Raw genomic sequence first — 23,313 nt, 5'->3', positions numbered from 1 at the left:
GCGGCCTACCATCGAGTGCAGAGAGAGGGAGGCCGACGTGACCATCTCGGACAGCGACCGCCTGCACTCGCAGCTCGCCCGGTACGAGGACATGTTCCGCGGGTACCGGATGGAGATTGTCGAGGGCAACATCGTGATGAGTCCGCTCAGGCCGTTCCACAACGAGACCATCGTGAGGCTCTGGACCCAGCTCGAAGCTCAGATGGGCCCGGAGTGGGGATTCATCAGCGATGTGGCGATCCCGTTCAGCGGTGACTTCGAGTTCTGCCCCGATCTCGCTCTCATCCCGGCGGCCGAGAAGAACCGGAATCTGAGCTTCTATGCGCCCGACCTCGTCGAGCTCGTCATCGAGGTCGTTTCCCCGAGCAGCGTCCGCAACGACTACGAGGTCAAGAACAAGCAGTACGCGGCTCGGGGCATTCCGAACTACTTGATCTTCGACCCCCGGAAGGGGTGCCTCGTCACGCTGTGGAACCCCGGACCTGATGGCTACCTCGGACGGGACACACTTCCGTACGGAGGCAAGGTCAGCGTGGAGACCAAGGTCGGACGCCTCACCATCGACACAAGCTGCCTGCCCGTGGACCCCGAGTCGCCCGGTTCCTCCTGACTCAGGACGCCACCGCCCGGCGGCGGAACAGGAACGCCGCCGCCACGCCCGCCGCCAGTCCGATCAGATGGCCCTGCCAGCTGACGTGCGTCTGCGTGGGGGCGAGGCCCATGAGTATCGAGCCGCCCCAGATCGCGCCGACCAGCAGTCCGACCAGGACGCCCAGCGGGCGGCGCTCGACGAAGCCGCCGACCACGAGGAAGCCGAAGAGGCCGAAGATCAGCCCGGAGGCGCCCGCCGTGTTGGTGTTGGCCGGGGCCATGAGCCAGATGCCCAGGCCGTCCGCCACGATGATCAGCGCGCAGACCGCGGCGAACCGGCGCAGGCCGCCGAGGGCCGCGAGGAAACCGAAGACCAGCAGCGGCACGCTGTTGGCGGCGACATGGGCGAAACCGAAGTGGATGAAGGCGGCGGGGACGATGTCGACCAGCTCGGAGGCGGTACGCGGCATGATGCCGAAGCCGTCCAGGGCATGGCCGCTGACCACGTCGGCCACTTCGAGCAGCCACAGCAGCGCCACCCAGCCCACCATCAGCTTGGCCGCCGCCATCGTGCGGTCGCGCTGCGACCACTCCGGCTCCGCATCCGACATGCCAACCCCCACGCCCGCTCGTCCCCTCCGGTATACGCCCCGGCCCCCTCGGCCGGTTCCCGCCCCGCGGCGCCGGATAGGCTCGGTGTCGTGAACCCATTCAAGCCAGGAGAGACGCCGCGTACGCCTTGGATCGTAGGGGTGTCTGGCGCCTCCGGCACCCCGTATGCCGCTGCCGTGCTGCGGGGACTCCTCGCCGCGGGCGAGAGCGTCGACCTCATCGTGTCCCGGGCCTCCCGGCTCACGCTGCTCGACGAGACGGGGATCTCCTTCCGGGACGCTCACTGGCGGGACGACCTGCGGGAATGGCTGTCCAGGGGCGCCGACGGCAAGCCCGGGACCTTCCAGGTCGACCTCGAGGGCGACCGCGTACGGCACTGGGGCGCCGGAGATCTGGCCGCCGGGCCGTCCTCGGGGTCGTACCCGGCGAAGGGGATGCTGATCGTGCCCGCGTCCACGGCCTGTGCGGCGGGGGTCGCGCTCGGGCTCTCGAAGGACCTGCTGCAGCGGGCCGCGAGCGTCACGCTCAAGGAGGGGCGGCGGCTGGTGGTCGCCGTACGGGAGACCCCGCTCAGCGGGCAGACGCTCAGGCATCTGGTGGCGCTGGACGAGGCCGGCGCGGTCGTGCTGCCCGCCTCACCGGCGTTCTACGCGGGGGCGACACACATCCAGGACCTGGTGGACTTCGTCGCGGGGCGGGTGCTGGACGCGGCGGGGGTGCCGCACCGGCTGTACCGCCGCTGGGAGGGTGAACTCGGCGGCGGAACCCGCAGCACGTGACGGCCGCCCGGAGCGGTCGCAACATTTGCGTACCTGGCGGTACACAGCAGTACGTAGCAGCACGCAGCAGTACCACTCATCACTTTCAGGAACTTTTCAGACCTTTTCAGTGGAAGGCTTCGATCGCATGGACGCGGTGGACAGGCAGCTCATCCAGGCCCTGAGGGAGAACGGCCGGGCCTCCTATGCGGAGCTGGGGCGCCTCGTCGGCCTGTCGGGACCGAGCGTCACCGACCGTATCAACCGCCTGGAGGCGGCCGGTGTCATCACCGGCTACCGCGCCACGGTCGACGCAGCCTCGCTCGGCCTCGGCGTCACCGCCCTCATCGGCATCTCGCTCTCCGACGCCGCCGACCACGAGGACGTGGCCCGCCGTCTGAAGGACCTTCAGGAGATCGAGGACTGCTGGTTCATCGCCGGCGACGACTCGTTCATGCTCAAGGTGCGCGCGAGCGACGTGGACGGACTGGAGAAGACCATCCGCCGGCTGTCCGGCACCAAGGGTGTCTCCCGTACGCGTACGACGATCGTGCTGTCCACGAAGTGGGAGAACCGGGTGGGTGACCTTCCGGAACAGCGTTAGGCGCGGAGCGCCGTATGGGGGCACCTCCCGCCCGAAGGGTGGGGAGTACGGTTGGCAGGGTTCGTCCAAAGGGAGAGGCAGAAGCATGGATGTCGGGCTCAAGCGCGAGCTGGAGGACAAGGTCCGAGCCGGTGAGCGGCTGACCCGCGAGGACGGCATCGCGCTGTACGAGTCGGACGACCTGGCCTGGCTGGGCGGCCTCGCGCACGAGGTGCGGACCCGTAAGAACGGTGACGTGGTCCACTTCAACGTCAACCGTCACCTCAACATGACCAACGTGTGCACCGCGTCCTGTGCCTACTGCTCCTTCCAGCGCAAGCCGGGCGAGAAGGACGCGTACACGATGCGCATCGAGGAGGCCGTCAAGCTCGCCAAGGCGATGGAGTCGGAGAACCTCACCGAGCTGCACATCGTCAACGGTCTGCACCCGAACCTCCCGTGGCGCTACTACCCGCGGTCGCTGCGCGAGCTGAAGGCCGCCCTGCCGGACGTCTCGCTGAAGGCGTTCACGGCGACGGAGATCCACCACTTCGAGACGATCTCCGGGCTGTCGGCCTCCGAGATCCTCGACGAGCTGATCGACGCGGGCCTGGAGTCCCTCACCGGCGGCGGCGCCGAGATCTTCGACTGGGAGGTCCGGCAGCACATCGTCGACCACAGGACCCACTGGGAGGACTGGTCGCGCATCCACCGCCTGGCGCACGAGAAGGGTCTGAAGACCCCGTGCACCATGCTGTACGGCCACATCGAGGAGCCGCGCCACCGCGTGGACCACGTGCTGCGGCTGCGTGAACTGCAGGACGAGACCGGCGGCTTCCAGGTCTTCATCCCGCTGCGCTACCAGCACGACTTCGTGGACATGAAGGACGGCAAGATCCGTAACCGCCTTCAGGCCCGTACGCAGATGGCGACGGGTGCCGAGGCGCTGAAGACCTTCGCGGTCTCCCGCCTCCTCTTCGACAACATCCCGCACGTCAAGGTCTTCTGGGTCATGCACGGCGTGCAGACCGCGCAGCTGGCCCTGCAGCACGGCGCCGACGACATGGACGGCTCGGTCGTCGAGTACAAGATCACGCACGACGCGGACAACTACGGGACGCCGAACAAGCTGACCCGCGAGGACCTGCTCGACCTGATCCGGGACGCGGGCTTCCGGCCGGTGGAGCGCAACACCCGGTACGAGATCATCCGCGAGTACGACGGCCCGGACCCGCTGCGCCGCGAGTCGCCGCAGCCGATGCGGGTGTGATCCGGTGGCGTTGACGTTCGAGCTGGATCCCGCGGTCTCGCCCGCCCTCCGGGACGACGTGCTCACATTGTGGGCGGATGTATCGAACGCGGGCGGCTCGGTCGGCTTCGTGCCACCGGTGACCGAGGACCACATACGCCCCGAGCTGGTGAGGCATCTGGTGGCGATGGCCGAGGGCCGCACCCGGCTGCTGGTGGGCCGGGACGGGACGGGCGCGGTCGCGGCGACCGCGTTCATCACGTACAACACGCACCGGCTGATGCGGCACTGGGTGTGGCTGTACACGGTGATGGTGCACCCCCGGCACCAGGGCAAAGGGTACGGGCGCGACCTGCTGGAGGCCGCCGCCGACGCCGTCCGCGGCTTCGAGGGCATCGAGGCCATACGGCTCACCTGCCGGGGCGGCCTCGGCCTGGAGCGGTTCTACGGCTCCTGCGGGTACAAGGAGGTCGGGCGGATACCCGGCGCGATCCGTGTGGCGCCGGGCGACGACCGGGACGACATCATCATGCTGCTGCCGCTGTGCTGACCCGGCGTACCCCCCTGCAAGATCGGGTGTCCGGCGTGCTTCACTGGACGATGTCCTTTGCGACAGTTCGGAACGGAAGAGTGGATTGAGATGCTCCGGTACACGCTGATGCGCCTCGGTGTCTTCGCGGGCTGCCTCGTGGTCGTCTGGGGCCTCGTCTACTCGGGCATCGTTCCGAGCGGACTCGGTGCCTCCAACGGCATCTGGGTGGTTCTGCTCGCCCTGGTGATCTCGGCCCCGATCAGCTTCGTGGTCCTGCGAGGGGAACGCGACCGGGCGTCCGTGCAGATCGTCGAGCGGGTCGACCGTATGAAGGCGAACCTCGAGGCGAACCGCAGCCAGGAGGACGTGGCGGACGACACGACGCGGGCGCAGGGTCAGACGTCCTAGACGGGGCACTGCATCAGCGGGCTGATCGTAGGCTGGCCCGTATGGGTGCCGTGAAGACCAAGCGGATGCCGCGCGCGGTGCGGGAACAGCAGATGCTGGACGCCGCCGTGAAGACCTTCGGGCAACGCGGGTACATGGCCGCGTCCATGGACGAGATCGCCGAACTGGCGGGCGTGTCCAAGCCGTTGGTGTATCTGTACCTGAACTCCAAGGAAGACCTCTTCACCGCCTGCATCCGCCGTGAGGCCGCCGCGCTCACCGAGGCCGTGCGGGCCGGTGTGCGGCCCGGACTCAGTGCCGACCGCCAACTCTGGGAAGGACTGCGCGCGTTCTTCACGCACACCGCGCAGAACCCGGACGGCTGGTCGGTCCTGCACCTCCAGGCCCGTACGCATGGCGAGCCCTTCGCCGCCGAGGTCGCCGCGATGCGCGAGGAGATCGTCGCGTTCGTGACGGAGCTCATCGCCGTTGCCGCGCGGGAGGCCCACCGGGATCCGGATCTGCCCGGACGCGAGGTCGCCGGGATCGCCGAGGCCCTCGTCGGCGCCGCCGAGTCCCTCGCCGCCTGGGCCAACGCCACTCCGGGCGTCTCCGCCCGGCAGGCCGCGGCGACCCTGATGAACTTCGCCTGGGCGGGCCTCGGCAACCTCATGGAGGGCCGTCCCTGGACACCCCCGGACCCCGATCAGGCCCTCGTCACACAATGAGCCGGCGCGTCTCACCCGTGAGATGGAGCCTCTCCCCGCCGCGCAGTTCGAAGCGTCCCCCGTCGGCCGCGTAGGTCACGGCGGCCGGGAGCAGGACGGGTGCCCTGAACTGCGCGCGCACCCGCACGGCGGCACCGGCCGGCTGTTCGGCGAGGCACCGGGCGACGGTCCACATGCCGTGCGCGATGGCGCGCGGGAAGCCGAAGAGGCGGGCGGTGAGGGGGTGCAGGTGGATGGGGTTCCGGTCCCCGGAGACCACCGCGTAGCGCCGTCCGACGTCTTCGGCGAGGCGCCACTCGGCGAGGGCGGGGAGGGGTACGCGGGCGTCGGAGGGCGGGCCTTCGGCGGGGGCGGAGGTGCGGTGCCGTGCCAGGTACGTACTGGCCGACTCCCACACCAGCCGGTCCCCGGTGCGAACCTCGGTCACGACGACGGCCTCGGTGCCGCGCCGGTGGGGCACCAGCTCCCGCACCCGTACGGCGAGTTCGTACTCCCCTTCGGGGGAGAGCGCCGCACGCTGGTCGATCTCGATGGACGTGTGCACCAGTCCGAGGAGCGGGAGGGGAAACTCCCGGCCGGCCATGATCCGCATGGCGAGCGGAAAGCCGAGGACATGGGGGTAGGTGACCGGCAGCGCGTCCACACCGGTGGGGAAACCGCAGACGCGCTCATAGGCGGCGAGCTGTTCGAGATCGATCCGGACGCCGGGGAGGACGAGGGAGGTACGGGGGAAGCCGGCGTCGGGACGGGGCCGCTTGAGGGGCGAGAGCAGGGCACCGCGGAGAAGGGCGGGAAGAAGGGAGGGCATGCGGGTCTCCTACGGTCGTACGTAGCCATGCGCAGTCGTGCCGCTGGAGCAGTGGGGGACCGCCTGCTCGGGCGAAGCCGAGAGCTTGGGGGAGGCACCCCGTCAGCGCCGGGCCGCGCGCCCCACCCCCGGGCAACTCCGGCGCCGGGCACTGTTCAGCCATGGCCAAGCACCCAGCAGGCTCTGGCCCGCACGCCCGCACGACCTGCCGTTGACCGCGCCGGAAGCCCGAGCCGCAGGATGAGGAAACGGCCGGGAGCGGTCCCCGTGAAGCGCAGATAGCGGTGGGTCATGTTCCTGCTCCCAGCTCTCGCCCGGCTATTTACTCAGGAGTAAGGTTACCGGCGGTAAGACTACGTCACGGGTGAGGAGCAGGTCGAGATGGGAGGTTCCCTCAGGATCGGGAGCGGGGAGGTCCGACGCGTCGCTGTCATCGGCGGCAGTCGTATCCCCTTCGCCCGCTCCGACGGCCTGAACGTGTCGGGATCGTCCCTGGCCACCGGCCACCCGTTCGCCGCGACGGGCGCCCGGATCGTGGCGACGCGCGCGCAACTCCTCGCCGAACGGGACGTCCCGGGACGCGCCCTGATCTCGGTCCGTGCGGCGGGCGGACAGGGCGTGACGGCGATCCTGGAGCGCGCCTGAGGAGGTGGTGAGGAGGTTGCACAGCCCCGACCCCGGACCATCCCCGGACCATCCCCGAACCCGCACAGACTCCCCATGCGAGCCCCGTACGATCGCGGATCCAACCGGCGGTAACCACCAGGGGTGCCCCGCCGGTGAACGTATCGGTACGCACAGTGCGTACTCATGCAGCAGAGCAGTGAGTAGCTGCAGGCCCCCAGGAGCTGCCCGATGCCCATCTCGTATTCGTCCGCGCCCGTCCCCGCCACCCCGACCGATCTCGACTACGACGGCGGGCCGGTCCTCGTGGAGCCGGAGACACGGCGGCTGAACGGGGAGGTGCGCGAGGTGTCCGTCCCCCCGCTGGTGCCGTCGGTGACGCACGGCTCGCTCGCCGACCTGCCGTTCGAGAACGCGGAGGAGATGCCCGGCCACCGGGTCCTCAGCCGCCGTGACGCAGACGGCGGTTGGACGGATGTGACAGCTGTTCAGTTCGCCGGCGAGGTGCTGGCCCTGGCGAAGGGCCTGATCTCCGAGGGCCTGATGCCCGGCGACCGGATCGCGGTCATGGCGCGTACGACGTACGAGTGGACGCTCCTCGACTTCGCGGCCTGGGCCGCGGGCCTGGTCACGGTCCCCGTCTACCCCACCTCCTCGGTCTTCCAGACCCGCTGGATCCTCCAGGACTCGGGCGCGGTGGCCCTGGTGACGGAGACGTTCGGCCAGGCGGCGGCCCTGGGCCCGGAACGCAGCCGGCTTCCGGACCTGCGCCATGTGTGGGTGATCGAGAAGGGCCACGTGGAGCGCCTGGCGGAGCTGGGCGGACAGGTCCCGGACCAGGAGGTGGCCGTACGCCGGGGCGTCCTGGGCCCGGACACGCTGGCCACTCTCATCTACACCTCGGGTACGACGGGCCGCCCGAAGGGCTGTGCGCTGACGCACGGCAACTTCCTGGCGGAGGTGGACAACGCGGTGGAGCTCCTCTACCCGGTGTTCAAGTCGAAGACGAGCGACGAGCCGTCCACGCTGCTGTTCCTGCCCCTTTCCCATGTCTTCGGCCGCATGGTGGCGGTGGCCTGCATCCGCGCGCGGGTGCGGCTGGGCCATGCGCCGAGCCTCAAGGCCGAGGACCTGCTGGCCGACCTGGCGAGCTTCAAACCGACCTTCCTGCTCGCCATCCCGTACATGCTGGAGAAGGTCTACAACAACGCGCGGGCGACCGCCGAGCGCGGCGGCCGGGGGGCGTTGTTCGACCGCGCGGCGAGCGTGGCCCGCCGCTACGGCGAGGCGCTGGAGGGCAGGCAGCACGGCTCGGGCCCGGGCCCGAGCCGTGCCCTGAAGACGGCCCGCGCCTTCTACGACCCGCTCCTGTACCGCCGTATCCGGGGCGCCCTGGGCGGCCGGGTCCGTTACGTCATCTGCGGCGGCTCACCCCTCGGCCGCCGTCTCGCCGCCTTCTACGCGGGCGCGGGGATAGAGATCTTCGAGGGCTACGGCCTGACGGAATCGACGGGCGCGGCCACGGTGACGCCGCCCCTCAAACCCCGCCTGGGCACAGTGGGGTGGCCACTGCCCGGTACGAAGGTCCGGATCGCGGCGGACGGCGAGGTGCTGCTCTCCGGCGGCCAGGTGTTCCGCGGCTACTGGGACCCCCATGCGGGCGGGGTGGTCCCGGCGACCCCCGACGGCTGGTTCCCGACAGGGGACATCGGCCGGCTGGACGACGAGGGCTATCTGACGATCACCGGCCGGAAGAAGGAAATCCTGATCACGGCAGGGGGCAAGAACGTGGCTCCCGCCCCCCTGGAGAACTGGCTGCGCTCCCACCCCCTGATCTCCCAGTGCATGGTCATCGGCGACGGACGCCCCTACGTGAGCGCGCTGATCACCCTGGACCCGGAGGGCATCACCCACTGGCGCCAGATGAACGGCAAGCATCCGGTGCCGCCGGAACTCCTGGTGGGGGACGAGGAGCTGAACGCGGTCCTGCAGCGCGCCGTGGACGAGGCCAACAAGCTGGTCTCCCGCCCCGAGTCGATCCGCCGCTTCGTGGTCCTGCCCGTGGACTTCACGGAGGAGGCGGGCCATCTGACCCCCTCGATGAAGCTGCGGCGGTTGGCGGTCATGCGGGACTTCGCGGCGGAGGTGGAGGAGCTGTACGCGAGGTAGAAACGTGAACGTCCACCGTGGTGGACCCGATGGGCGCGAGACATCGCAAAAGTAACGATTGGGAAAAACCTCCCCCATCTGGACCCCAGGCCATGGCGGCGATCACGGAGTTCCGCAGCCCCCGTGCTTCCATCTCGGCAGGAGGCTCACATGACGGCTGAGGAACGACGGCAGGACACACACCCGGCAGCGAGCGCGCCCCGGCGGCGCGTGCTGGCCGCGGCCGCCCTGGCGCCGGTACTGGCCGGGGTGCCGACCTCCGCGGGCGCCCTGTCCACCGGGGCCGCGGCGGACGGAAGCCGCACACTGGTCGAGCCGGTACGCACCGCCCTGTCGGACTGGAAGGCCGTGGCCGAAGTGCTGGGCCGGACGGGCGACATGAAGCGGAACATGATGTACCACACAGGTCTCCCGCGCGGGGACCTCAAGGTGGTCTCCCACGGCATCGTCGTCAAACCGGCGCTCGCCCTGGGTTCGCACGTGTCCTTCGTCCGCTACGCCGACGGCGGCACATTGCTGATGGGCGATGTGGTGGTGAGCGAGCGTGAACTGCAGAAGTTCACCGACGTCCTGCACCTGCACGGAATCGAGCAGACCGCGATCCACAAGCACCTGCTCTCCCAGACTCCCAGCGTCTGGTGGATGCACGTCCACGCACACGGTCACGACCCGGTGGCCATCGCCCGCGGCCTGCGCGCGGCGTTCGACCGTACCGGCACCCCGCCTCCGTCACCTTCCGCTCCGCCGCGGCCGGTCACCCTCGACACCGCCGGCATCGATGCCGCGCTCGGCGTCAAGGGCGTCGTCGACGGCGGGATCTACAGGAGCAACTTCGTCCGCCGGGAAAGGATCACCGACGGCCACCTGGTGCTGCCGCCGGGCCTGGGATCGACCACCGCGATCAATTTCCAGCCGCTCGGTGGAGGCCGCGCCGCGATCAGCGGCGACTGCGCCATGATCGCCGGGGAGGTTCAGGACGTCCTCGCGGCCCTGCGGCGTGCCGGGATCGAGGTCGTCGAGCTGCACAACCACGGATTGAGGGACGAACCCCGTCTGTTCTTCGTCCACTTCTGGGCCGTCGGTGACGGCGTGAGGCTCGCCCGGGGCCTGCGCGCGGCGGTGGACGTCACCGATGTCGTGCCGATGCCGGGCGGGGGCGGACCGGGCTGACGAAAGGGGCAGAGGCATGGAGTGGCGAGGCGGCCGGAAAGGGAGAACTGCGCGGTGAGCCCAAGCAGCGATGCAAAGATGTGTCCGTTCGACTTCAGCGAAGGCCTGGAGTTCGATCCCTCTCTCGCGGCGCTCATGGCCCGCGATGCCCCCACCCGGATCCGGCTCCCGTACGGCGAGGCCGACGCCTGGCTGATCACCAGGTTCGAAGAGGTGCGGAAGGTGACCACCGACCAGCGGTTCAGCCGCGCGGGGATCACGGGGTTCGACTACCCGCGGCTGACGCCCGAGCCCATCGTCTCCCCGGAGTCCATCAATGTGACGGATCCGCCGCACAGCACCCGTGTGCGACGCCTTGCGGCGCAGGCCTTCACCAAGCGGCATGTGGACCGGATGCGACCGAGGATCACCCGGCTCGCGGACGCCCTGCTCGACGAGATGGCCGCGCAGGGGCCGCCGGCCGATCTGGCGCACCACCTCTCGAATCCGCTTCCCGAGCACGCCATCTTCGAGGTCCTCGGAGTCGACCGGGACGACTGGCCCCGGTTGCAGGAGTACGCGCACCAACTGCTCGCCACGGGCCAGGAAGGCCGCCGTAACGCCAAGACCGCCAAGGACGAGCTGCGGGCGTACTTCGGCGAACTGGTCGCACAGCGGCGGCACTCGCCCGGGGAGGACCTGATCAGCGCGTTGGCCGCCGCCAAGGACGGCGAGGACGCGCTCGGCGACCAGGAGCTGGCGGTCCTGGTGCTGACGCTGATGCTCAGCGGACTGGACACGGCCACCTGCCAGATCAGCAACATCTCCTACCTCCTCCTGACCCGTCCCGAGCTGATGGACCGCATCAGGAACCGGCCGGAGACCCTGACGGACGTCCTGAACGAACTGCTCCGCTTCATTCCCTTCCGCAAGGGGGTCGGCATTCCCCGGGTGGCCCTGGAGGACGTGGAGATGGGCGGGGTACGGATCCGGGCGGGCGACTTCGTCCACGTGTCGTATCTGACGGCGAACCGTGACCCGGAGCGCTACCCGGACCCGGACGTCATCGACCCGGACCGGCCTCCCGTGCCGCATATGACCTTCGGCTGGGGCGGACACCGCTGCATCGGTGTGCCGCTGGCCATGGCGGAGCTGGAAGCGGCCATCGGGCGCCTGCTGGAGCGGTTCCCGGAGCTGCGCCTGGCGGTACCGCCGGAGGAGGTGCGCTGGGACACGGAGACGATCCGACGCTTTCCGATCGAGCTGCCGGTGGCCTGGTGAAGGGGTGGCGGGGCTGGGCCGCCCGTTGGGGACGTGGCTGCTGGGCCGCCCGATTCTTCGCCAGTGCCGTGCCGGCCGTCTCCTGACCGGCTCAGTCGATCAGGTCCGCCGCGGTCAGCAAGCGGGTCAGGTCCGTCCTCGACCGCACCTGCAACTTCCGGTAGATCCGCGTGAGATGGGCCTCGACCGTCTTGCGGGACACGAACAGCGAAGCCGCCGCCTCCACGTTGTTCAGGCCCCGGGCCACCGCCCGTGAGACCTGGAACTCCTGGGGGGTCAGCCGGGACAGGGAGTCGCCCATCGGGGGGCGGCCGGCCGTCAAGGTGCCTCCCGTGGCCGCCAGTTCGCTCGCCGCGCGGCGAGCCCACGGCTCCGCGCCAAGGCGTTCGAAGCAGGCCAGGGCCGCGGCGAGGGGCGCACGGGCCGCTGCCGGGCGGCGGTGGCGGCGCAGCACCTCCGCCTCGCACAGCTGGGTACGGGCCCGGTCGAACGGTCCCGTCGTGCGATCGTGCGCGGCCAGTGCCCTGGCGAAGTGCGCCTCCGCCTCCTCCGGCGCAATCGCCAGCAGGCCCCGGCAGCGTGCCGCCGCCGCCTCCGCCGACGCCAGGCCGGTTTCGCGGGCGCGTTTCTCCAGCCAGGCCGTCACCTCGGCGGCCCGGTCCAGGCGGCCCGCCCGCAGCTGCGCCTCGGCCAGGTCCGCCGCGAAGGGGACCACCTCCGGGTTGCCGATGCCCTGTTCCAGCGCCAGTGCCAGGGTCTGTTCCAGCTGGTCGGCCGCCGTCTCGTGGTCGCCGTACGTCAGCGCCGACAGGCCCAGGACCGCCGTCAGGTGGAACTCCTGGCAGCCGATGCCGTAGGCCCCGCACTCCCGTCGCGCGTTCGCCACGTGCTCCTCCGCCGCCACCCGGTCGCCGCGCAGCGCCTCCAGACGGGCCAGGCAGTACAGCGTGTAGCTGACACAGGTCAGTTGGCCCAGTTCCTCCGCCCAGCGCAGGGACTCGACCAAGTCGCCGCGTGCCGAGGCCCATTGGCCGATACGGGTCTCCAACTCGCCGCGCACCGCGAGCGTGAAACCCAGTACCCCCACCGCGCTGTGGCGGCGCGCCGACTCCACTGCCGTGTTCAGCAGCCGGCGGCCCCGCGTGAACTCCTCCGTCCGGCTCCACGCCTGTCCCGCGATCGCGTACACCGGCTGGTCGCGTACGGGGTCCCCGGCGCCATCGCGGTCGGCGGCCTCCAGCATGGCCTTGCCCCGTTCCGTGCGCCCGGCCATGACGAGTGCCGCGCCGAGCATCGTCTGGCTGAGCCAGCGCTCCCGGCCGGTGGGCGGGGCGAGGGCGACGGACTGTTCGGCGACCCGGATGGCCGCCGGAACGTGGCCGTCCAGGCGGGCGGGGGCCGTCGCCTCCGCGAACAGTACGCAGGCCCGCAGGGGATCGCTGGCCCGTACGGCGTCCGCGGCGTCCAGGAGCAGGCCGTACGCCCTGGCCGGCTCCCCTTTCCACGTATACATGCGGCCCAGCAGCGCCTGGATGTCCGCGCGCATCGCCGCGTCCGGGGTGATCCGCAGCGCCTCCTCGCACCACGGCGGGCCGTACGGGGAGCCGCTGAGCAGGGCGTCGGAGGCGGCGCGGTGGAGGCGTTCGGCGCGCGTCGCGCGGTCCGGGGTCAGTTCGGCCGAGCGGCGCCAGGCCAGCGCGGATTCCGCGTACGCGCTGCGGCGGCGCGCCTCCAGGGCAGCCTGGGCGAGCTCCGCCGCGGTCTCCTCGTCGGGCCCCGCGCTGGCCGCCGCCCGGTACCAGGCGTGCAGCGCGCCGGTGCTCACCGCCGCGAGGGCATGGAAGGCGGCGAACCGGTGGGCGAGCGGGGCACGGGTGAGGACCAGCGGGCGCAGCACGGGGTGGTGGAAGTCGAGGCCGTCGACACTCGCCCGGACCAGGCCCGCCTGTTCGGCGGGGGACAGGGCCTCCAGGGACAGTCCGGCCGCCTCCAGTGCCTTGCGCAGGGTGCCGGTGGCCGTGGAACGGCTGGCTGCGAGCACGGCCAGGGCCCGGCGCGCGGTGTCCGGGAGGTCGTCGACGCGGGCGGACCAGGCCCGCTCGAGGTGGCGGCCCAGGGACGGCGGGTCGAGCAACGGCTGTTCGCCGCGCGCCTGTTCCGCCGACAGGCCGGAGGCGATCTCGCGCAGGGCCAGCGGGTTGCCGCCGCTGATCCGTACGAGTTCGGACAGGACCGGGGGAGCGACCTCCCGGCCCGCCCCGGCCAGCAGCGCCGAGCACTCGGCCGCCGCGAGTCCGCCGACCTGTACGGCGGGAATGCTGTGGCGCTCCCCCGACTCGCCGTGGTCCTCGCGCGAGGTCAGCGCGAGCGCGACCCGCTCGGAGGACAGCCGGCGTGCGATGAACAGCAGTACGCGCTGGGAGGACGGGTCCACCCAGTGCAGGTCGTCGACCAGGACCACCACCTGGCGTTCGTCGCCGAGCGTCGCGAGCACGTTCAGGGCGCCCATGCAGGCCGCGTACGGATTGCCCGGCGCCTGGCCGGAGAGCGCGAGGGACGCCTCCAGGGCGGCGCGCTGGGCCTCCGGGAGCTCCCTGAAAACGGACGAATAGGGCATGAGGAGGTCGCCCAGGGTGGCGAACGGAAGGACGGTTTCCGTCTCGATGCCACGGGCCCGCAGCACGGTCGCCCGCTCGCCCGCCTGTTCGGCCGCATAGTCCAGCAGCGCCGTCTTGCCGATGCCGGGCTCGCCCCACAACAGCAGCGCCGCCCCACCGTCCGCACCCGCCACGAGCAGGTCGTCCATCAGCCCGCGCTCGCGCTCCCGCCCGACGAATCCGGCAGGCGTCCGCTGCCCGGCGACGTCGTCGACCCGCTGTGGAGGTCCCCCTCGCATGTGCCACCCCCTGGCGCCCGCACCACCCCCATCATGGAGCACCTGAGGCGGGTCAAGAAGGGTGAACGCGGACACAGGTGCAGGGACTTCCCCGAAGCGGGCGATGACGCAGCGGACTTGAATGGGGGTTCGGAAGACAGGCGAACACAAGCGGATCGCGGAACGGGGGAGCGGCCGATGCCGACGGCATCAGCGGGAGCGGAACCGAGGCTCGACTCGGTCGAGATCAAGGTGACGTTCTCGGACGCCGGCGCGGCCGACGCGATCAGGACGCTGGCGCCGGACCACGGGGGAGCCCGGCGCCTCGTCTACTTCTGTGAGGCCCTCGCCCGCTCCCGGGCACCCGGTGAACTGCCGCTGACGGACGCGGGGGTGATCCTGCGGCTACGGGACGGGGGCGGGCGAGGCGGGGACGTCACGGCCAGGCTGCGACCCTGCCGCCGGTCCCGGCTCACCGAACGGTGGCTGGGCTTCCGGCAGCAGGGGCCGGACTCCTTCGGTCTGACGGGCGACTGGTCGGGGGAGCGCCGGACGCTGTCGGCGTCGTTCACGACCGACTGCGGCAGTGGCGCGGTCGAGGCCGTGGCGTCCGGTGCGCAGCCGCCATGCTGGGCCCTGTCGGAGAGGCAGCGGGCGTTCCTGTCCGACTGCGCGGACGTGGTCGTGGCCTCCGGTCCGCTGGAGGTGCTCGGTCCCGTCCACTCCGTCCGCTGGGACGGCGTACGCATCGACCACCACGAGGTGACCGTGGAGAGCTGGACCCTTCCGGGACCGCGGCCGCTGCACTGGCTGGAGGTCTCCGAACGGGTGGCGCCGCAGGGCGCGGAGGTCGTCCAGGCGTCGCTCAGGGCGCTGCTCAGGAGACAGGGGCTGGAGCCGGGGCCGGGGGAGGACCCGAAGACCCGGCAGGTGCTGGAGACGCTGGCGCGGGGGGCGCGGTCCCGCTGAGCCTGCCTGGCGTGAGAGTACGGATCAGCCCGCCCCGGCGGCCCGCAGCAACGCCGTTGTCGCCGCCGCGCCCAGGACCACGACGACGAACGGCGCCCGCCGCCACGCCAGCACTCCGCCCACCAGCACCCCCGCCGGCCGCGCCCACCCCGCGAAGCCGCCCGGCTCCGTGAGGGCGCCCGTCGCCGGCAGGGCGACCAGCAGCACCACCGCGCCCGCCGAGAGCAACCGCTGGACGCGGTCGGGAAGTTCGATTCGGCCGTGCAGCACGGGGCCCGCCAGCCGGAAGGCGTACGTCCCCACGGCCAGCGCGACGATCGCGGCAACGGTCGCCGTCATGCCGTCCTGCCCAGTGCGAGCAGTCCCGCGAGCGACAGCAGTACCGGCACCCCCGCCGGTACGAACGGCGTCACCGCCAGGGCCACCGCACCACCGGTCAGCGCGGCCCGTCGTGCGCGCGCGTCCTCCCGTACCGCCGGCAGCACCAGGGCGACCAGGACGGCGGGGAAGGCGGCGTCCAGACCGAACGCGTCCGTGTCGCCGATCGTGCTCCCGGCCAGCGCCCCGCCCAGCACGCACAGGTTCCACACCGCGTACAGCCCGAGCCCGGAGATCCAGAACGCCGCCCGGCGCCGCGCCGGGTCCCGCTGGGCCAGGGCGAACGCCACCGTCTCGTCGGTCACCAGATGGGCCCCCACGAACCGGGCGAGGCGCCCCCGCTCGCCCAGCACGTCCGCAACCGCCAGGCTGAACGCCGCCGTGCGCGTGTTCAGCAGCAGGCCCGTCGCCGCCGCGGCCACCGGGCCGCCGCCGGCCAGCAGGATGCCCACCGCGCTGAACTGCGCCGATCCCGCGTAGACCACCAGCGACATCACCACCGGCACCCACACGGGCAGCCCGCCCGCCACCGCGATCGCACCGAACGACACGCCGACCACGCCACTGGCGAGACAGACGAGGGAGACGTCCCTGAGCAGCGCACGGTCGGCGGCCGGGAGGGGACTCCGGAGCGGCCCGCGTGTTCGAAGTGGCGAACGCATGTTTTCTACAATGAACAGTACCCCTTCTGTTCGTCAAGATGAACGAACGTACCGACGGAGCGAACGACCATGACCGACGACGCCACCCCACCGGCCCGGCTCCCCATCGACTGGATCGCCGCCGCCCTGCGTCGCGAACGCACCCGTGCCGGGCTGTCCCTCTCCGAGCTGGCCAAGCGTGCCGGCATCGCGAAGTCCACGCTGTCCCAGCTGGAGGCGGCGAGCGGAAACCCCAGTATGGAGACCCTGTGGGCGCTCGGCGTCGCGCTCGGGGTGCCGTTCAGCACGCTGGTCGAACCCCCGGCCCCGGCGGTGCAGGTGATCCGCGCGGGCGAGGGGGCGGCCGTGCACTCCGAGCACTCCAGTTATGCGGCGACCCTGCTCTCCGCCAGCCCGCCGGGCGCGCGCCGGGACATCTACCACGTCCGGCTGGAGCCGGGATCGGTGCGCGCCTCGGAGCCGCACATTCCGGGCACGGTGGAGCATCTGGTGGTGAGTTCGGGGCGGGTTCTGTCGGGGCCGCGCGGCGAGGAGGTGGAACTCGGTCCCGGCGACTACATGGCCTGTCGCGGGGACGTACCGCATTCGTATGAGGCGCTGGCGCCCGGGACCACGTTCGTTCTGGTCATGCAGCACGTATGACAACAGGTGTGAAACACGTGTGACACCAGGTGTGAAAAAGCAGGAGCCCCTTGCGCCGGGTGGCGCGCGGGGCTCCTTGGGTACTGCATTCCGTTCCGGATCAAAGCATCGGGCTCAGGAGCTGAAGGCCCCTGTGAGCCGAAGGCCTGGAACCGAAGACCGAAACTCCGAGACCGAGGCCTCAGATGGCCGTGACGTTCTCCGCCTGCGGGCCCTTCGGGCCCTGCGTGACGTCGAAGGAGACCTGCTGGTTCTCCTCAAGCGAACGGAAGCCGTTCGCGTTGATCGCGGAGTAGTGGACGAAGACGTCGGGGCCGCCGCCTTCCTGGGCGATGAAGCCAAAGCCCTTTTCGGCGTTGAACCACTTCACGGTTCCGGTAGCCATAAGCCCTCCTTGGGCCCAAAGGGTTGCCCTGCTCCAGAACCTGCAAGTGTGAAAACTGAACAGCCGCACAACTGCATATGTCTGAAAACGACGAGAGCCCGCGGTTACATGCTCCGCAGGCTCTGTACTGCAAGGAAACCAAACTGCAACTTGCGGCGAGCCTAGCACGTGGGCAGCCGAAAGCAATAGAGGTCAAGATCACGTCACCCAAATGTTTGAGCGGGTGGTGAGCCGGGTTGACGTCCCCGTGTCGGAGCATAGTCGCCGGGGTTGACACAAGGGGTACGGGGGGTTTCCAAAGGCGCTTGCGGACCCTGGGGCCAGCACCGTACCGCATGGGGGCTAGTCTCGCGATGTGGACAATTCTCGCACCCGGCCGCGCGTCGGCCACATCCAGTTCCTCAACTGCCTGCCCCTTTACTGGGGGCTAGCGAGAACCGGCACCCTCCTCGATTTCGAGCTGACCAAGGACACTCCCGAGAAGCTCAGCGAGCAGCTGGTCCAGGGCGACCTCGACATCGGGCCGATCACCCTGGTCGAGTTCCTCAAGCACGCCGACGAACTGGTCGCCTTCCCCGACATCGCGGTCGGCTGCGACGGTCCGGTGATGTCCTGTGTGATCGTCTCCCAGGTACCGCTGGACCGGCTGGACGGCGCCCGGATCGCCCTCGGCTCCACCTCGCGGACCTCCGTACGCCTCGCCCAACTGCTGCTCGCCGAGCGGTACGGGGTGACGCCGGACTACTACACCTGCCCGCCCGACCTCAGCCTGATGATGCAGGAGGCCGAGGCCGCGGTCCTGATCGGCGACGCCGCCCTGCGCGCCAACCTGCTCGACGGGCCGCGCTACGGCCTCGCCGTGCACGACCTCGGCACGCTGTGGAAGGAGTGGACCGGCCTGCCGTTCGTCTTCGCGGTGTGGGCGGCACGGCGCGACTACCTGGAGCGCGAGCCGTTCATCACCCGCAAGGTGCACGAGGCCTTCCTGGCCTCCCGCAACCTGTCCCTGGAGGAGGTCGGCAAGGTCGCCGAGCAGGCGGCGCGCTGGGAGGCCTTCGACGAGCAGATCCTGGAGCAGTACTTCACGACGCTCGACTTCCGCTTCGGGGGCCCGCAGTTGGCGGCGGTCGCCGAGTTCGCCCGGCGGGTCGGCCCGACGACCGGCTTCCCGGCGGATGTGAAGGTGAAGCTCCTGGAGCCGTAGGGGAGTTCCGGCGGGCGGCGGGCACTACCCTGCTGGGGACTTGAGGGGTACGGGGGAGGGGGTGGAAGCCATGCAGCCGCTGGACGCCGGTGAACCCACCGTCGTGGGGCCCTACCGGGTGCTCGGCAGGCTCGGCTCCGGCGGAATGGGCCGCGTCTACCTGGGGCGCAGCGCGGGCGGGCGCACCGTCGCGGTCAAGGTCGTGCATCCGCACTTCGCGCTGGACGAGGAGTTCCGCGCCCGCTTCCGCCGCGAGGTCGAGGCCGCGCGCCGCGTGGGGGGCGCCTGGACCGCGCCCGTCCTGGACGCGGACCCGGAGGCGTCGGTGCCATGGGTCGCGACCGGTTACGCGGCCGGGCCGTCCCTGGCCGCGGCGGTGACGGACGGGGGCCCGCTGCCCCCGCATTCGGTACGGGCGCTGGGAGCCGGCCTCGCGGAGGCGCTGGCGGCGGTACACGGACTGGGCCTGGTCCACCGGGACGTGAAACCGTCCAACGTCCTGCTGACCCTCGACGGCCCGATCCTCATCGACTTCGGCATCGCGCGCGCCACCGACGGCACGGCGTCGCTGACCTCCACGGGCGTCTCCGTCGGCTCCCCCGGCTACATGTCCCCCGAGCAGATCCTCGGCAAGGGCGTCACCGGCGCGGCGGACGTCTTCTCGCTGGGCGCCGTACTGGCGTACGCGGCGACAGGGCGGTCCCCCTTCCCCGGTGACTCCTCCGCGGCACTTCTGTACAAGGTCGTCCACGAGGAGCCGGAACTCGGCTCGCTGTCGGGCGAGTTGCGGGAACTGGTGGCCGAGTGCCTGGCCAAGGACCCGGAGCGGCGCCCCGCGCCCGAGGAGGTGGCCCGACGGCTCGCCCCGCAGGGCGCCGCCCGCCTGGTGACGGGCGGCTGGCTGCCGGGCCCGCTGGTGGAACAGGTCAGCCGCAAGGCCGTACAGCTGCTGAACCTGGAGGCGGGGGAGGAGGCACCGTCGGGTCCGGTGGGCTTCAGCAAGGCGTCGGTGGGCGAGTCGCCGGCGGCCGGTGGGGGACCGCAAGTGGCCACGAGCCTCCCGCAGTTCGGGCCGCCGTCCACCGCGCCCGCCGGGGTATTCGGCCCGCCGCCCGACATGACAGCCGCTCCGGCACCTCTCGCCTCCGCACCGCAGGACACCGTACCCCCCGCTGCCGGTGGCCCCGGGAAGCTCTCCGTGAGCGTCGCCGCGACCTCCGTACCGGGGACGGGCGGTCGTGGCCGGCGCCTGAGCTGCACGGTCTCGCTGGCGGTCGCGGGTGCGCTGGCCGCGGTGACGGTCGGATCGGCGTTCGTGTTCGGCCTGTTCGACAAGGGCGATTCGGACAAGAACAGTGCGTCCGCCGGCCCTCCTTCCACCCCGGCATCCGCGCAGAGTTCGGACAATCCGGGAGCGGGGGAGGCCGCCGTGCCCGCCGCCTACCTGGGCACCTGGGAGGGCGACGCGCTCGCGCTCGGCGGCACGCTGCCCGCGGGCACGTTCCGCGTCACCATCCGGCAGGCGGGGGTCGGCGAGCAGATCGGCACCTTCCGGTCCACCGACCCGCTCGGCGGCATCTGCGAGGACGTACTGCTTCTGAAGCGGGCCTCGGCAAAGCAGCTCGTCGCCACCAGCGTGGCCAGGAAGTCCAACCCGTCGACCTGCACGACCGGGAGACACGAGGTACGGCTGACACCCGTCGGTGCCGACCTCAAGTTCGAGACGGACAATCCCGACGCCGGGAACCCGACTTCGCGGATGGGGAAAGTCAAGTAGCGGACGGCTCGGCCGAGTCGGTCATGGACACCGGCACTTACTCTGTCCGGGTGGATCTGGACCTCTGGTCGGCCGTGGCTGCCGCGATGTGGGGTGCGGTGGCCGGCGCGCTGGTGCCCCGGGCCGCCCACCGGCTCTCCGTCGAACCCGGGCAGCCGTGGCGGGACCGGTGTCCGGACGGGCATCCCATCGGCGGATGGGTCGGGTGGGCGCGGTGCGCCGAGGGGCGGTCGTACGGTCCCGGGACGGTGCTCGTATGCGCTGTCACCGCCCTGGTCTGCGCCGCCCTCGCCCTCGCCACCGGCACCCGCCCCGAGTTGGGTGTCTGGCTGCTGCTCGCCCCTGTCGGCGTTCTGCTGACCATCGTGGACTTCCGGGTGCAACGGCTGCCGGATGTGCTCACCCTGCCGCTCGCCGCCCTCGCCCTGGTCCTGCTCGCCGTCGTCGCGGCCCTGCCGGATCACGCCGGGGAGTGGCTCACCGCGCTGCTCGGGGCACTCGTGCTCGGCGGCGCGTACTTCCTCCTCTTCCTCATCAACCCGAACGGCATGGGCTTCGGCGACGTCAAGCTCGCGCTGGGGCTCGGGGCGGTCCTCGGCTGGTACGGCTGGCCGACCGTGGTGCTCGGGACCTTCGCCGGGTTCCTCTTCGGCGGGCTGTACGGCCTCGGGCTCGTCCTCGCGCGCCGCGCCGGGCGCCGGACCGCGATCCCGTTCGGGCCGTTCCTCATCGCGGGTGCCTTCGTCGGGCTGCTGATCGGCGCGTACGCCGCCTGACGTCGGCCCGGCAAAACCGCTGGCGTAGGCTGGTTCGGTCCGTCCACAACCCTTGATGAAAGGGACGCCCCGGTGACCGAGAAGGCCGACCTCACGTCGATTGATGTCACAGCCGTCCTCGACCGTGCCGCCGCCGGTGGGCGGATCACCCCCGAAGAAGCGCTCGTCCTCTACCGCGACGCCTCGCTGCACGCGCTGGGCGCCGCCGCCGACGCCGTACGCCGACGCAAGTACGCCGGTACCGAGCACATCGCGACGTACATCATCGAGCGCAACATCAACTACACGAACGTGTGCGTCACGGCGTGCAAGTTCTGCGCGTTCTACGCGGCCCCCAAGGACACCGCGAAGGGCTGGACGCGCGACCTCGACGACATCCTGCGCCGGTGCGCGGAGACCGTCGAACTGGGCGGCACCCAGATCATGTTCCAGGGCGGCCACCACCCCGATTACGGTGTCGAGTACTACGAGAAGCACTTCCGCGCCATCAAGGAGGCCTTCCCGCAGCTGGTCATCCACAGCCTGGGGGCGTCCGAGGTCGAGCACATGGCGCGGATCTCGGGCGTCACGGTGGAAGAGGCCATCACGCGCATCCACGCCGCCGGGCTCGACTCCTTCGCCGGTGCCGGTGCCGAGCTGCTGCCCGAGCGGCCGCGCAAGGCGATCGCGCCGCTGAAGGAGAGCGGCGAGCGCTGGCTGGAGATCATGGAGGCCGCGCACAACCTCGGCGTCGAGTCGACGTCCACGATGCTCATGGGCACGGGTGAGACCAACGCCGAGCGCATCGAGCACCTGCGGATGATCCGTGACGTCCAGGACCGCACGGGCGGTTTCCGGGCGTTCATCCCGTACACCTACCAGCCCGAGAACAACCACCTGAAGGGCCGCACCCAGGCGACCATCTTCGAGTATCTGCGGATGATCGCGATCGCCCGCATCTTCCTCGACAACGTGCAGCACATCCAGGGCTCCTGGCTGACCACGGGCAAGGAGGTCGGCCAGCTGTCGCTGCACTACGGCGCGGACGACCTCGGCTCGATCATGCTCGAGGAGAACGTGGTCTCGTCCGCCGGCGCCAAGCACCGCTCCAACCGCCTGGAGATCATCGACCTGATCCGCAAGGCGGGGCGGGTCCCGGCCCAGCGGTCCACGACGTACGAGCACCTCGTCGTCCACGACGACCCGGCGAACGACCCCGTCGACGAGCGGGTCATGTCCCACATCTCGTCGACGGCGATCGAGGGCGGCACGGCCCACCCCGAGCTGAAGCTGCTCACGTCCAACTAGAGCCGACCAGGGGATCCGTGCTGACACTTCACGTCGCCGAGCAGTCGCCCGAGGCGGCGGTTCTGGTCGACGGGGCGTCCGTCGCCGCCGTCGGCCCGTACCAGGAACTGGCCGCCGCCCACCCGCGGGCAAGGGTGCGGCGCTGGCCCGGCATCCTGACGCCGGGACTGCTGAACCCGTACGGCCCGGAGCTGCTGGAGGCCACGTACCATCCCGACCCGCGCGAGGCCGATGCCCTCGGTACCGAGCCCATCGGCGGGGAACGGGCGCGGGAGATCCTCCGCACCGACCCCGCCCGCCTCGGCGCGAGCGCGCGGCGCGGGGTGCAGCGGATGCTGGCGCACGGCACGGTGGCGGTGGCCGGGGAGCTGCGGTCGCGGGCCGTGGTCGACGCGGTGCGCAGGGCCGGGCTCGCGATGGGACAGCGGCCGGACCGTCTCCCAGGCCCGGCGGCGCTCTCCCCGGCCCCGCTGATCCTGCTGCCGAGGCTGGTGCCGGGCGGTCCCGCCCGATTCGCCGTGTTCGATGTCGCGGACCGCGCCGAACTGGTCCGGCGCGGCGCGGGGACCTGCGTGGCGACCGTGATCGGCGGACGGCTGGTGTACCGCGGCCGCTGACCGGTTCAGCCGGAGAACCTCTCCCCGAAGGCCCCCGAACTCTGTTTCACACCGCTGCAGTCGGTGGCGGCGTCGTCGGAGGCGGTGTCATCGTGGGGGCGACCACACGTACTTCCTCTTCTGCCGGCTGCTCGGCTTCGCCCGCCGCGAGGGCGTCCTGCGGCGGCCGAAACGGGCCCCCGTCGTGCTCCTCTCCCTCTCGGCGATCGCGTACGGCGGCTGGTACGCCTTCACCCATCAGGCCGGGCGGCTGAGTCCCGCCCGGCCCGT

23 protein-coding genes and 1 pseudogene are annotated in these 23,313 nt (G+C 71.1%); 18 read left to right on the top strand and 6 right to left on the bottom strand.

Going from position 1 to position 23,313, the window contains the following annotated elements:
* Positions 1 to 37 precede the first annotated feature (37 nt).
* Entirely contained in the window at positions 38 to 610 is a 573-nt protein-coding gene (locus ABT186_RS15960) for a Uma2 family endonuclease (RefSeq protein WP_351235410.1), read from the top strand.
* A gap of 1 nt (position 611) precedes the next feature.
* Here ABT186_RS15960 and ABT186_RS15955 read toward each other — a convergent pair whose 3' ends face one another.
* On the bottom strand, positions 612 to 1,202 hold the full coding sequence (locus ABT186_RS15955; protein WP_351925480.1) for a rhomboid family intramembrane serine protease: 591 nt from the start codon (positions 1,200 to 1,202) through the stop codon (positions 612 to 614).
* 141 nt (positions 1,203 to 1,343) lie between these two features.
* On the opposite strand from ABT186_RS15955, the gene ABT186_RS15950 reads away from it, so the two are divergent.
* The 6 genes from ABT186_RS15950 to ABT186_RS15925 all read left to right on the top strand — a co-directional run bounded on the left by ABT186_RS15950 (position 1,344) and on the right by ABT186_RS15925 (position 5,440).
* A complete protein-coding gene (locus ABT186_RS15950) occupies positions 1,344 to 1,982 on the top strand; it encodes a UbiX family flavin prenyltransferase (protein ID WP_502973215.1) in 639 nt (212 codons plus the stop codon).
* Between the two features lie 127 nt (positions 1,983 to 2,109).
* Entirely contained in the window at positions 2,110 to 2,565 is a 456-nt protein-coding gene (locus ABT186_RS15945; RefSeq protein ID WP_351235415.1) for an Lrp/AsnC family transcriptional regulator, read from the top strand.
* Between the two features lie 85 nt (positions 2,566 to 2,650).
* Entirely contained in the window at positions 2,651 to 3,814 is a 1,164-nt protein-coding gene (mqnE, locus tag ABT186_RS15940; RefSeq protein ID WP_351235417.1) for an aminofutalosine synthase MqnE, read from the top strand.
* A 4-nt stretch (positions 3,815 to 3,818) separates the two neighbouring features.
* Complete coding sequence (locus tag ABT186_RS15935) at positions 3,819 to 4,343, top strand: GNAT family N-acetyltransferase (protein ID WP_351235419.1); 525 nt, start codon at positions 3,819 to 3,821, stop codon at positions 4,341 to 4,343.
* A gap of 90 nt (positions 4,344 to 4,433) precedes the next feature.
* Positions 4,434 to 4,733 (top strand): DUF4229 domain-containing protein, encoded by a 300-nt coding sequence (locus ABT186_RS15930; RefSeq protein WP_351235421.1) that lies wholly within the window; start codon positions 4,434 to 4,436, stop codon positions 4,731 to 4,733.
* Between the two features lie 41 nt (positions 4,734 to 4,774).
* Positions 4,775 to 5,440 (top strand): TetR/AcrR family transcriptional regulator, encoded by a 666-nt coding sequence (locus ABT186_RS15925; protein WP_351235423.1) that lies wholly within the window; start codon positions 4,775 to 4,777, stop codon positions 5,438 to 5,440.
* Here the strand turns inward: ABT186_RS15925 and ABT186_RS15920 are convergent.
* A complete protein-coding gene (locus ABT186_RS15920; protein ID WP_351925478.1) occupies positions 5,430 to 6,248 on the bottom strand; it encodes a MaoC/PaaZ C-terminal domain-containing protein in 819 nt (272 codons plus the stop codon). The two genes, ABT186_RS15925 and ABT186_RS15920, sit on opposite strands and share 11 nt — an antisense overlap.
* A gap of 471 nt (positions 6,249 to 6,719) precedes the next feature.
* Between ABT186_RS15920 and ABT186_RS15915 the strand changes: the two are divergent.
* The 4 genes and pseudogenes from ABT186_RS15915 to ABT186_RS15900 form a co-directional block, all read left to right on the top strand.
* Positions 6,720 to 6,893, top strand: a pseudogene (locus ABT186_RS15915) (acetyl-CoA C-acetyltransferase); the annotation flags it as partial.
* 210 nt (positions 6,894 to 7,103) lie between these two features.
* Entirely contained in the window at positions 7,104 to 9,041 is a 1,938-nt protein-coding gene (locus ABT186_RS15910; protein ID WP_351925476.1) for an AMP-dependent synthetase/ligase, read from the top strand.
* A 150-nt stretch (positions 9,042 to 9,191) separates the two neighbouring features.
* Positions 9,192 to 10,211: a DUF1259 domain-containing protein gene (locus tag ABT186_RS15905; protein WP_351223869.1), complete on the top strand. Its 1,020-nt coding sequence runs from the start codon at positions 9,192 to 9,194 to the stop codon at positions 10,209 to 10,211.
* 78 nt (positions 10,212 to 10,289) lie between these two features.
* Positions 10,290 to 11,471, top strand: coding sequence for a cytochrome P450 (locus ABT186_RS15900; RefSeq protein WP_502973218.1), 1,182 nt, complete (start codon positions 10,290 to 10,292; stop codon positions 11,469 to 11,471).
* A gap of 91 nt (positions 11,472 to 11,562) precedes the next feature.
* Here the strand turns inward: ABT186_RS15900 and ABT186_RS15895 are convergent, their stop codons facing one another.
* Positions 11,563 to 14,367 (bottom strand): helix-turn-helix transcriptional regulator, encoded by a 2,805-nt coding sequence (locus tag ABT186_RS15895; RefSeq protein WP_351925474.1) that lies wholly within the window; start codon positions 14,365 to 14,367, stop codon positions 11,563 to 11,565.
* Positions 14,368 to 14,544: 177 nt separating this feature from the next.
* On the opposite strand from ABT186_RS15895, the gene ABT186_RS15890 reads away from it, so the two are divergent.
* A complete protein-coding gene (locus ABT186_RS15890; RefSeq protein WP_351925471.1) occupies positions 14,545 to 15,315 on the top strand; it encodes a hypothetical protein in 771 nt (256 codons plus the stop codon).
* A 24-nt stretch (positions 15,316 to 15,339) separates the two neighbouring features.
* Here the strand turns inward: ABT186_RS15890 and ABT186_RS15885 are convergent, their stop codons facing one another.
* Positions 15,340 to 15,654, bottom strand: a complete 315-nt coding sequence (locus ABT186_RS15885; protein ID WP_351223861.1) for an AzlD domain-containing protein — start codon at positions 15,652 to 15,654, stop codon at positions 15,340 to 15,342.
* Complete coding sequence (locus ABT186_RS15880) at positions 15,651 to 16,355, bottom strand: AzlC family ABC transporter permease (RefSeq protein ID WP_351925469.1); 705 nt, start codon at positions 16,353 to 16,355, stop codon at positions 15,651 to 15,653. Before ABT186_RS15880 ends, ABT186_RS15885 begins: the two co-directional genes overlap by 4 nt.
* A gap of 69 nt (positions 16,356 to 16,424) precedes the next feature.
* Here ABT186_RS15880 and ABT186_RS15875 point away from each other — a divergent pair, with 69 nt between their 5' ends.
* Positions 16,425 to 16,997, top strand: coding sequence for a helix-turn-helix domain-containing protein (locus tag ABT186_RS15875; RefSeq protein WP_351223857.1), 573 nt, complete (start codon positions 16,425 to 16,427; stop codon positions 16,995 to 16,997).
* 181 nt (positions 16,998 to 17,178) lie between these two features.
* On the opposite strand, the gene ABT186_RS15870 is transcribed toward ABT186_RS15875, so the two are convergent.
* The gene (locus ABT186_RS15870) at positions 17,179 to 17,382 is read right to left on the bottom strand and encodes a cold-shock protein (RefSeq protein ID WP_043442843.1); all 204 of its coding nucleotides are present in this window, start codon (positions 17,380 to 17,382) and stop codon (positions 17,179 to 17,181) included.
* A gap of 355 nt (positions 17,383 to 17,737) precedes the next feature.
* Between ABT186_RS15870 and ABT186_RS15865 the strand changes: the two genes are divergently transcribed.
* From ABT186_RS15865 to ABT186_RS15845, 5 genes are all read left to right on the top strand, one after another.
* Positions 17,738 to 18,586, top strand: coding sequence for a menaquinone biosynthetic enzyme MqnA/MqnD family protein (locus tag ABT186_RS15865; RefSeq protein WP_351223854.1), 849 nt, complete (start codon positions 17,738 to 17,740; stop codon positions 18,584 to 18,586).
* 70 nt (positions 18,587 to 18,656) lie between these two features.
* Positions 18,657 to 20,363 (top strand): serine/threonine-protein kinase, encoded by a 1,707-nt coding sequence (locus ABT186_RS15860; RefSeq protein WP_351925467.1) that lies wholly within the window; start codon positions 18,657 to 18,659, stop codon positions 20,361 to 20,363.
* 23 nt (positions 20,364 to 20,386) lie between these two features.
* Positions 20,387 to 21,139 carry a prepilin peptidase gene (locus tag ABT186_RS15855; protein WP_351925465.1) on the top strand — a complete coding sequence of 251 codons (753 nt, stop codon included), beginning with the start codon at positions 20,387 to 20,389 and terminating at the stop codon, positions 21,137 to 21,139.
* A 72-nt stretch (positions 21,140 to 21,211) separates the two neighbouring features.
* Entirely contained in the window at positions 21,212 to 22,426 is a 1,215-nt protein-coding gene (mqnC, locus tag ABT186_RS15850; protein ID WP_351925463.1) for a cyclic dehypoxanthinyl futalosine synthase, read from the top strand.
* 17 nt (positions 22,427 to 22,443) lie between these two features.
* Entirely contained in the window at positions 22,444 to 23,043 is a 600-nt protein-coding gene (locus tag ABT186_RS15845; RefSeq protein WP_351223846.1) for an imidazolonepropionase-like domain-containing protein, read from the top strand.
* Positions 23,044 to 23,313 lie beyond the last annotated feature (270 nt).

This window comes from Streptomyces sp. NPDC001634, from assembly GCF_040298185.1.
Lineage (GTDB): Bacteria > Actinomycetota > Actinomycetes > Streptomycetales > Streptomycetaceae > Streptomyces.
This window is presented reverse-complemented; position numbering and strand designations above follow the sequence as displayed.

Bases quoted from the DNA above. Each gene is read 5' to 3' on its own strand.
- ABT186_RS15860 (WP_351925467.1), top strand. From the start codon at position 18,657: ATGCAGCCGCTGGACGCCGGTGAACCCACCGTCGTGGGGCCCTACCGG.
- ABT186_RS15880 (WP_351925469.1), bottom strand. From the start codon at position 16,355: ATGCGTTCGCCACTTCGAACACGCGGGCCGCTCCGGAGTCCCCTCCCG.
- ABT186_RS15890 (WP_351925471.1), top strand. From the start codon at position 14,545: ATGCCGACGGCATCAGCGGGAGCGGAACCGAGGCTCGACTCGGTCGAG.
- ABT186_RS15870 (WP_043442843.1), bottom strand. From the start codon at position 17,382: ATGGCTACCGGAACCGTGAAGTGGTTCAACGCCGAAAAGGGCTTTGGC.
- ABT186_RS15900 (WP_502973218.1), top strand. From the start codon at position 10,290: ATGTGTCCGTTCGACTTCAGCGAAGGCCTGGAGTTCGATCCCTCTCTC.
- ABT186_RS15910 (WP_351925476.1), top strand. From the start codon at position 7,104: ATGCCCATCTCGTATTCGTCCGCGCCCGTCCCCGCCACCCCGACCGAT.
- ABT186_RS15875 (WP_351223857.1), top strand. From the start codon at position 16,425: ATGACCGACGACGCCACCCCACCGGCCCGGCTCCCCATCGACTGGATC.
- ABT186_RS15895 (WP_351925474.1), bottom strand. From the start codon at position 14,367: ATGCGAGGGGGACCTCCACAGCGGGTCGACGACGTCGCCGGGCAGCGG.
- ABT186_RS15945 (WP_351235415.1), top strand. From the start codon at position 2,110: ATGGACGCGGTGGACAGGCAGCTCATCCAGGCCCTGAGGGAGAACGGC.
- ABT186_RS15920 (WP_351925478.1), bottom strand. From the start codon at position 6,248: ATGCCCTCCCTTCTTCCCGCCCTTCTCCGCGGTGCCCTGCTCTCGCCC.
- ABT186_RS15855 (WP_351925465.1), top strand. From the start codon at position 20,387: ATGGACACCGGCACTTACTCTGTCCGGGTGGATCTGGACCTCTGGTCG.
- ABT186_RS15905 (WP_351223869.1), top strand. From the start codon at position 9,192: ATGACGGCTGAGGAACGACGGCAGGACACACACCCGGCAGCGAGCGCG.
- ABT186_RS15925 (WP_351235423.1), top strand. From the start codon at position 4,775: ATGGGTGCCGTGAAGACCAAGCGGATGCCGCGCGCGGTGCGGGAACAG.
- mqnE (WP_351235417.1), top strand. From the start codon at position 2,651: ATGGATGTCGGGCTCAAGCGCGAGCTGGAGGACAAGGTCCGAGCCGGT.
- ABT186_RS15930 (WP_351235421.1), top strand. From the start codon at position 4,434: ATGCTCCGGTACACGCTGATGCGCCTCGGTGTCTTCGCGGGCTGCCTC.
- ABT186_RS15955 (WP_351925480.1), bottom strand. From the start codon at position 1,202: ATGTCGGATGCGGAGCCGGAGTGGTCGCAGCGCGACCGCACGATGGCG.
- ABT186_RS15885 (WP_351223861.1), bottom strand. From the start codon at position 15,654: ATGACGGCGACCGTTGCCGCGATCGTCGCGCTGGCCGTGGGGACGTAC.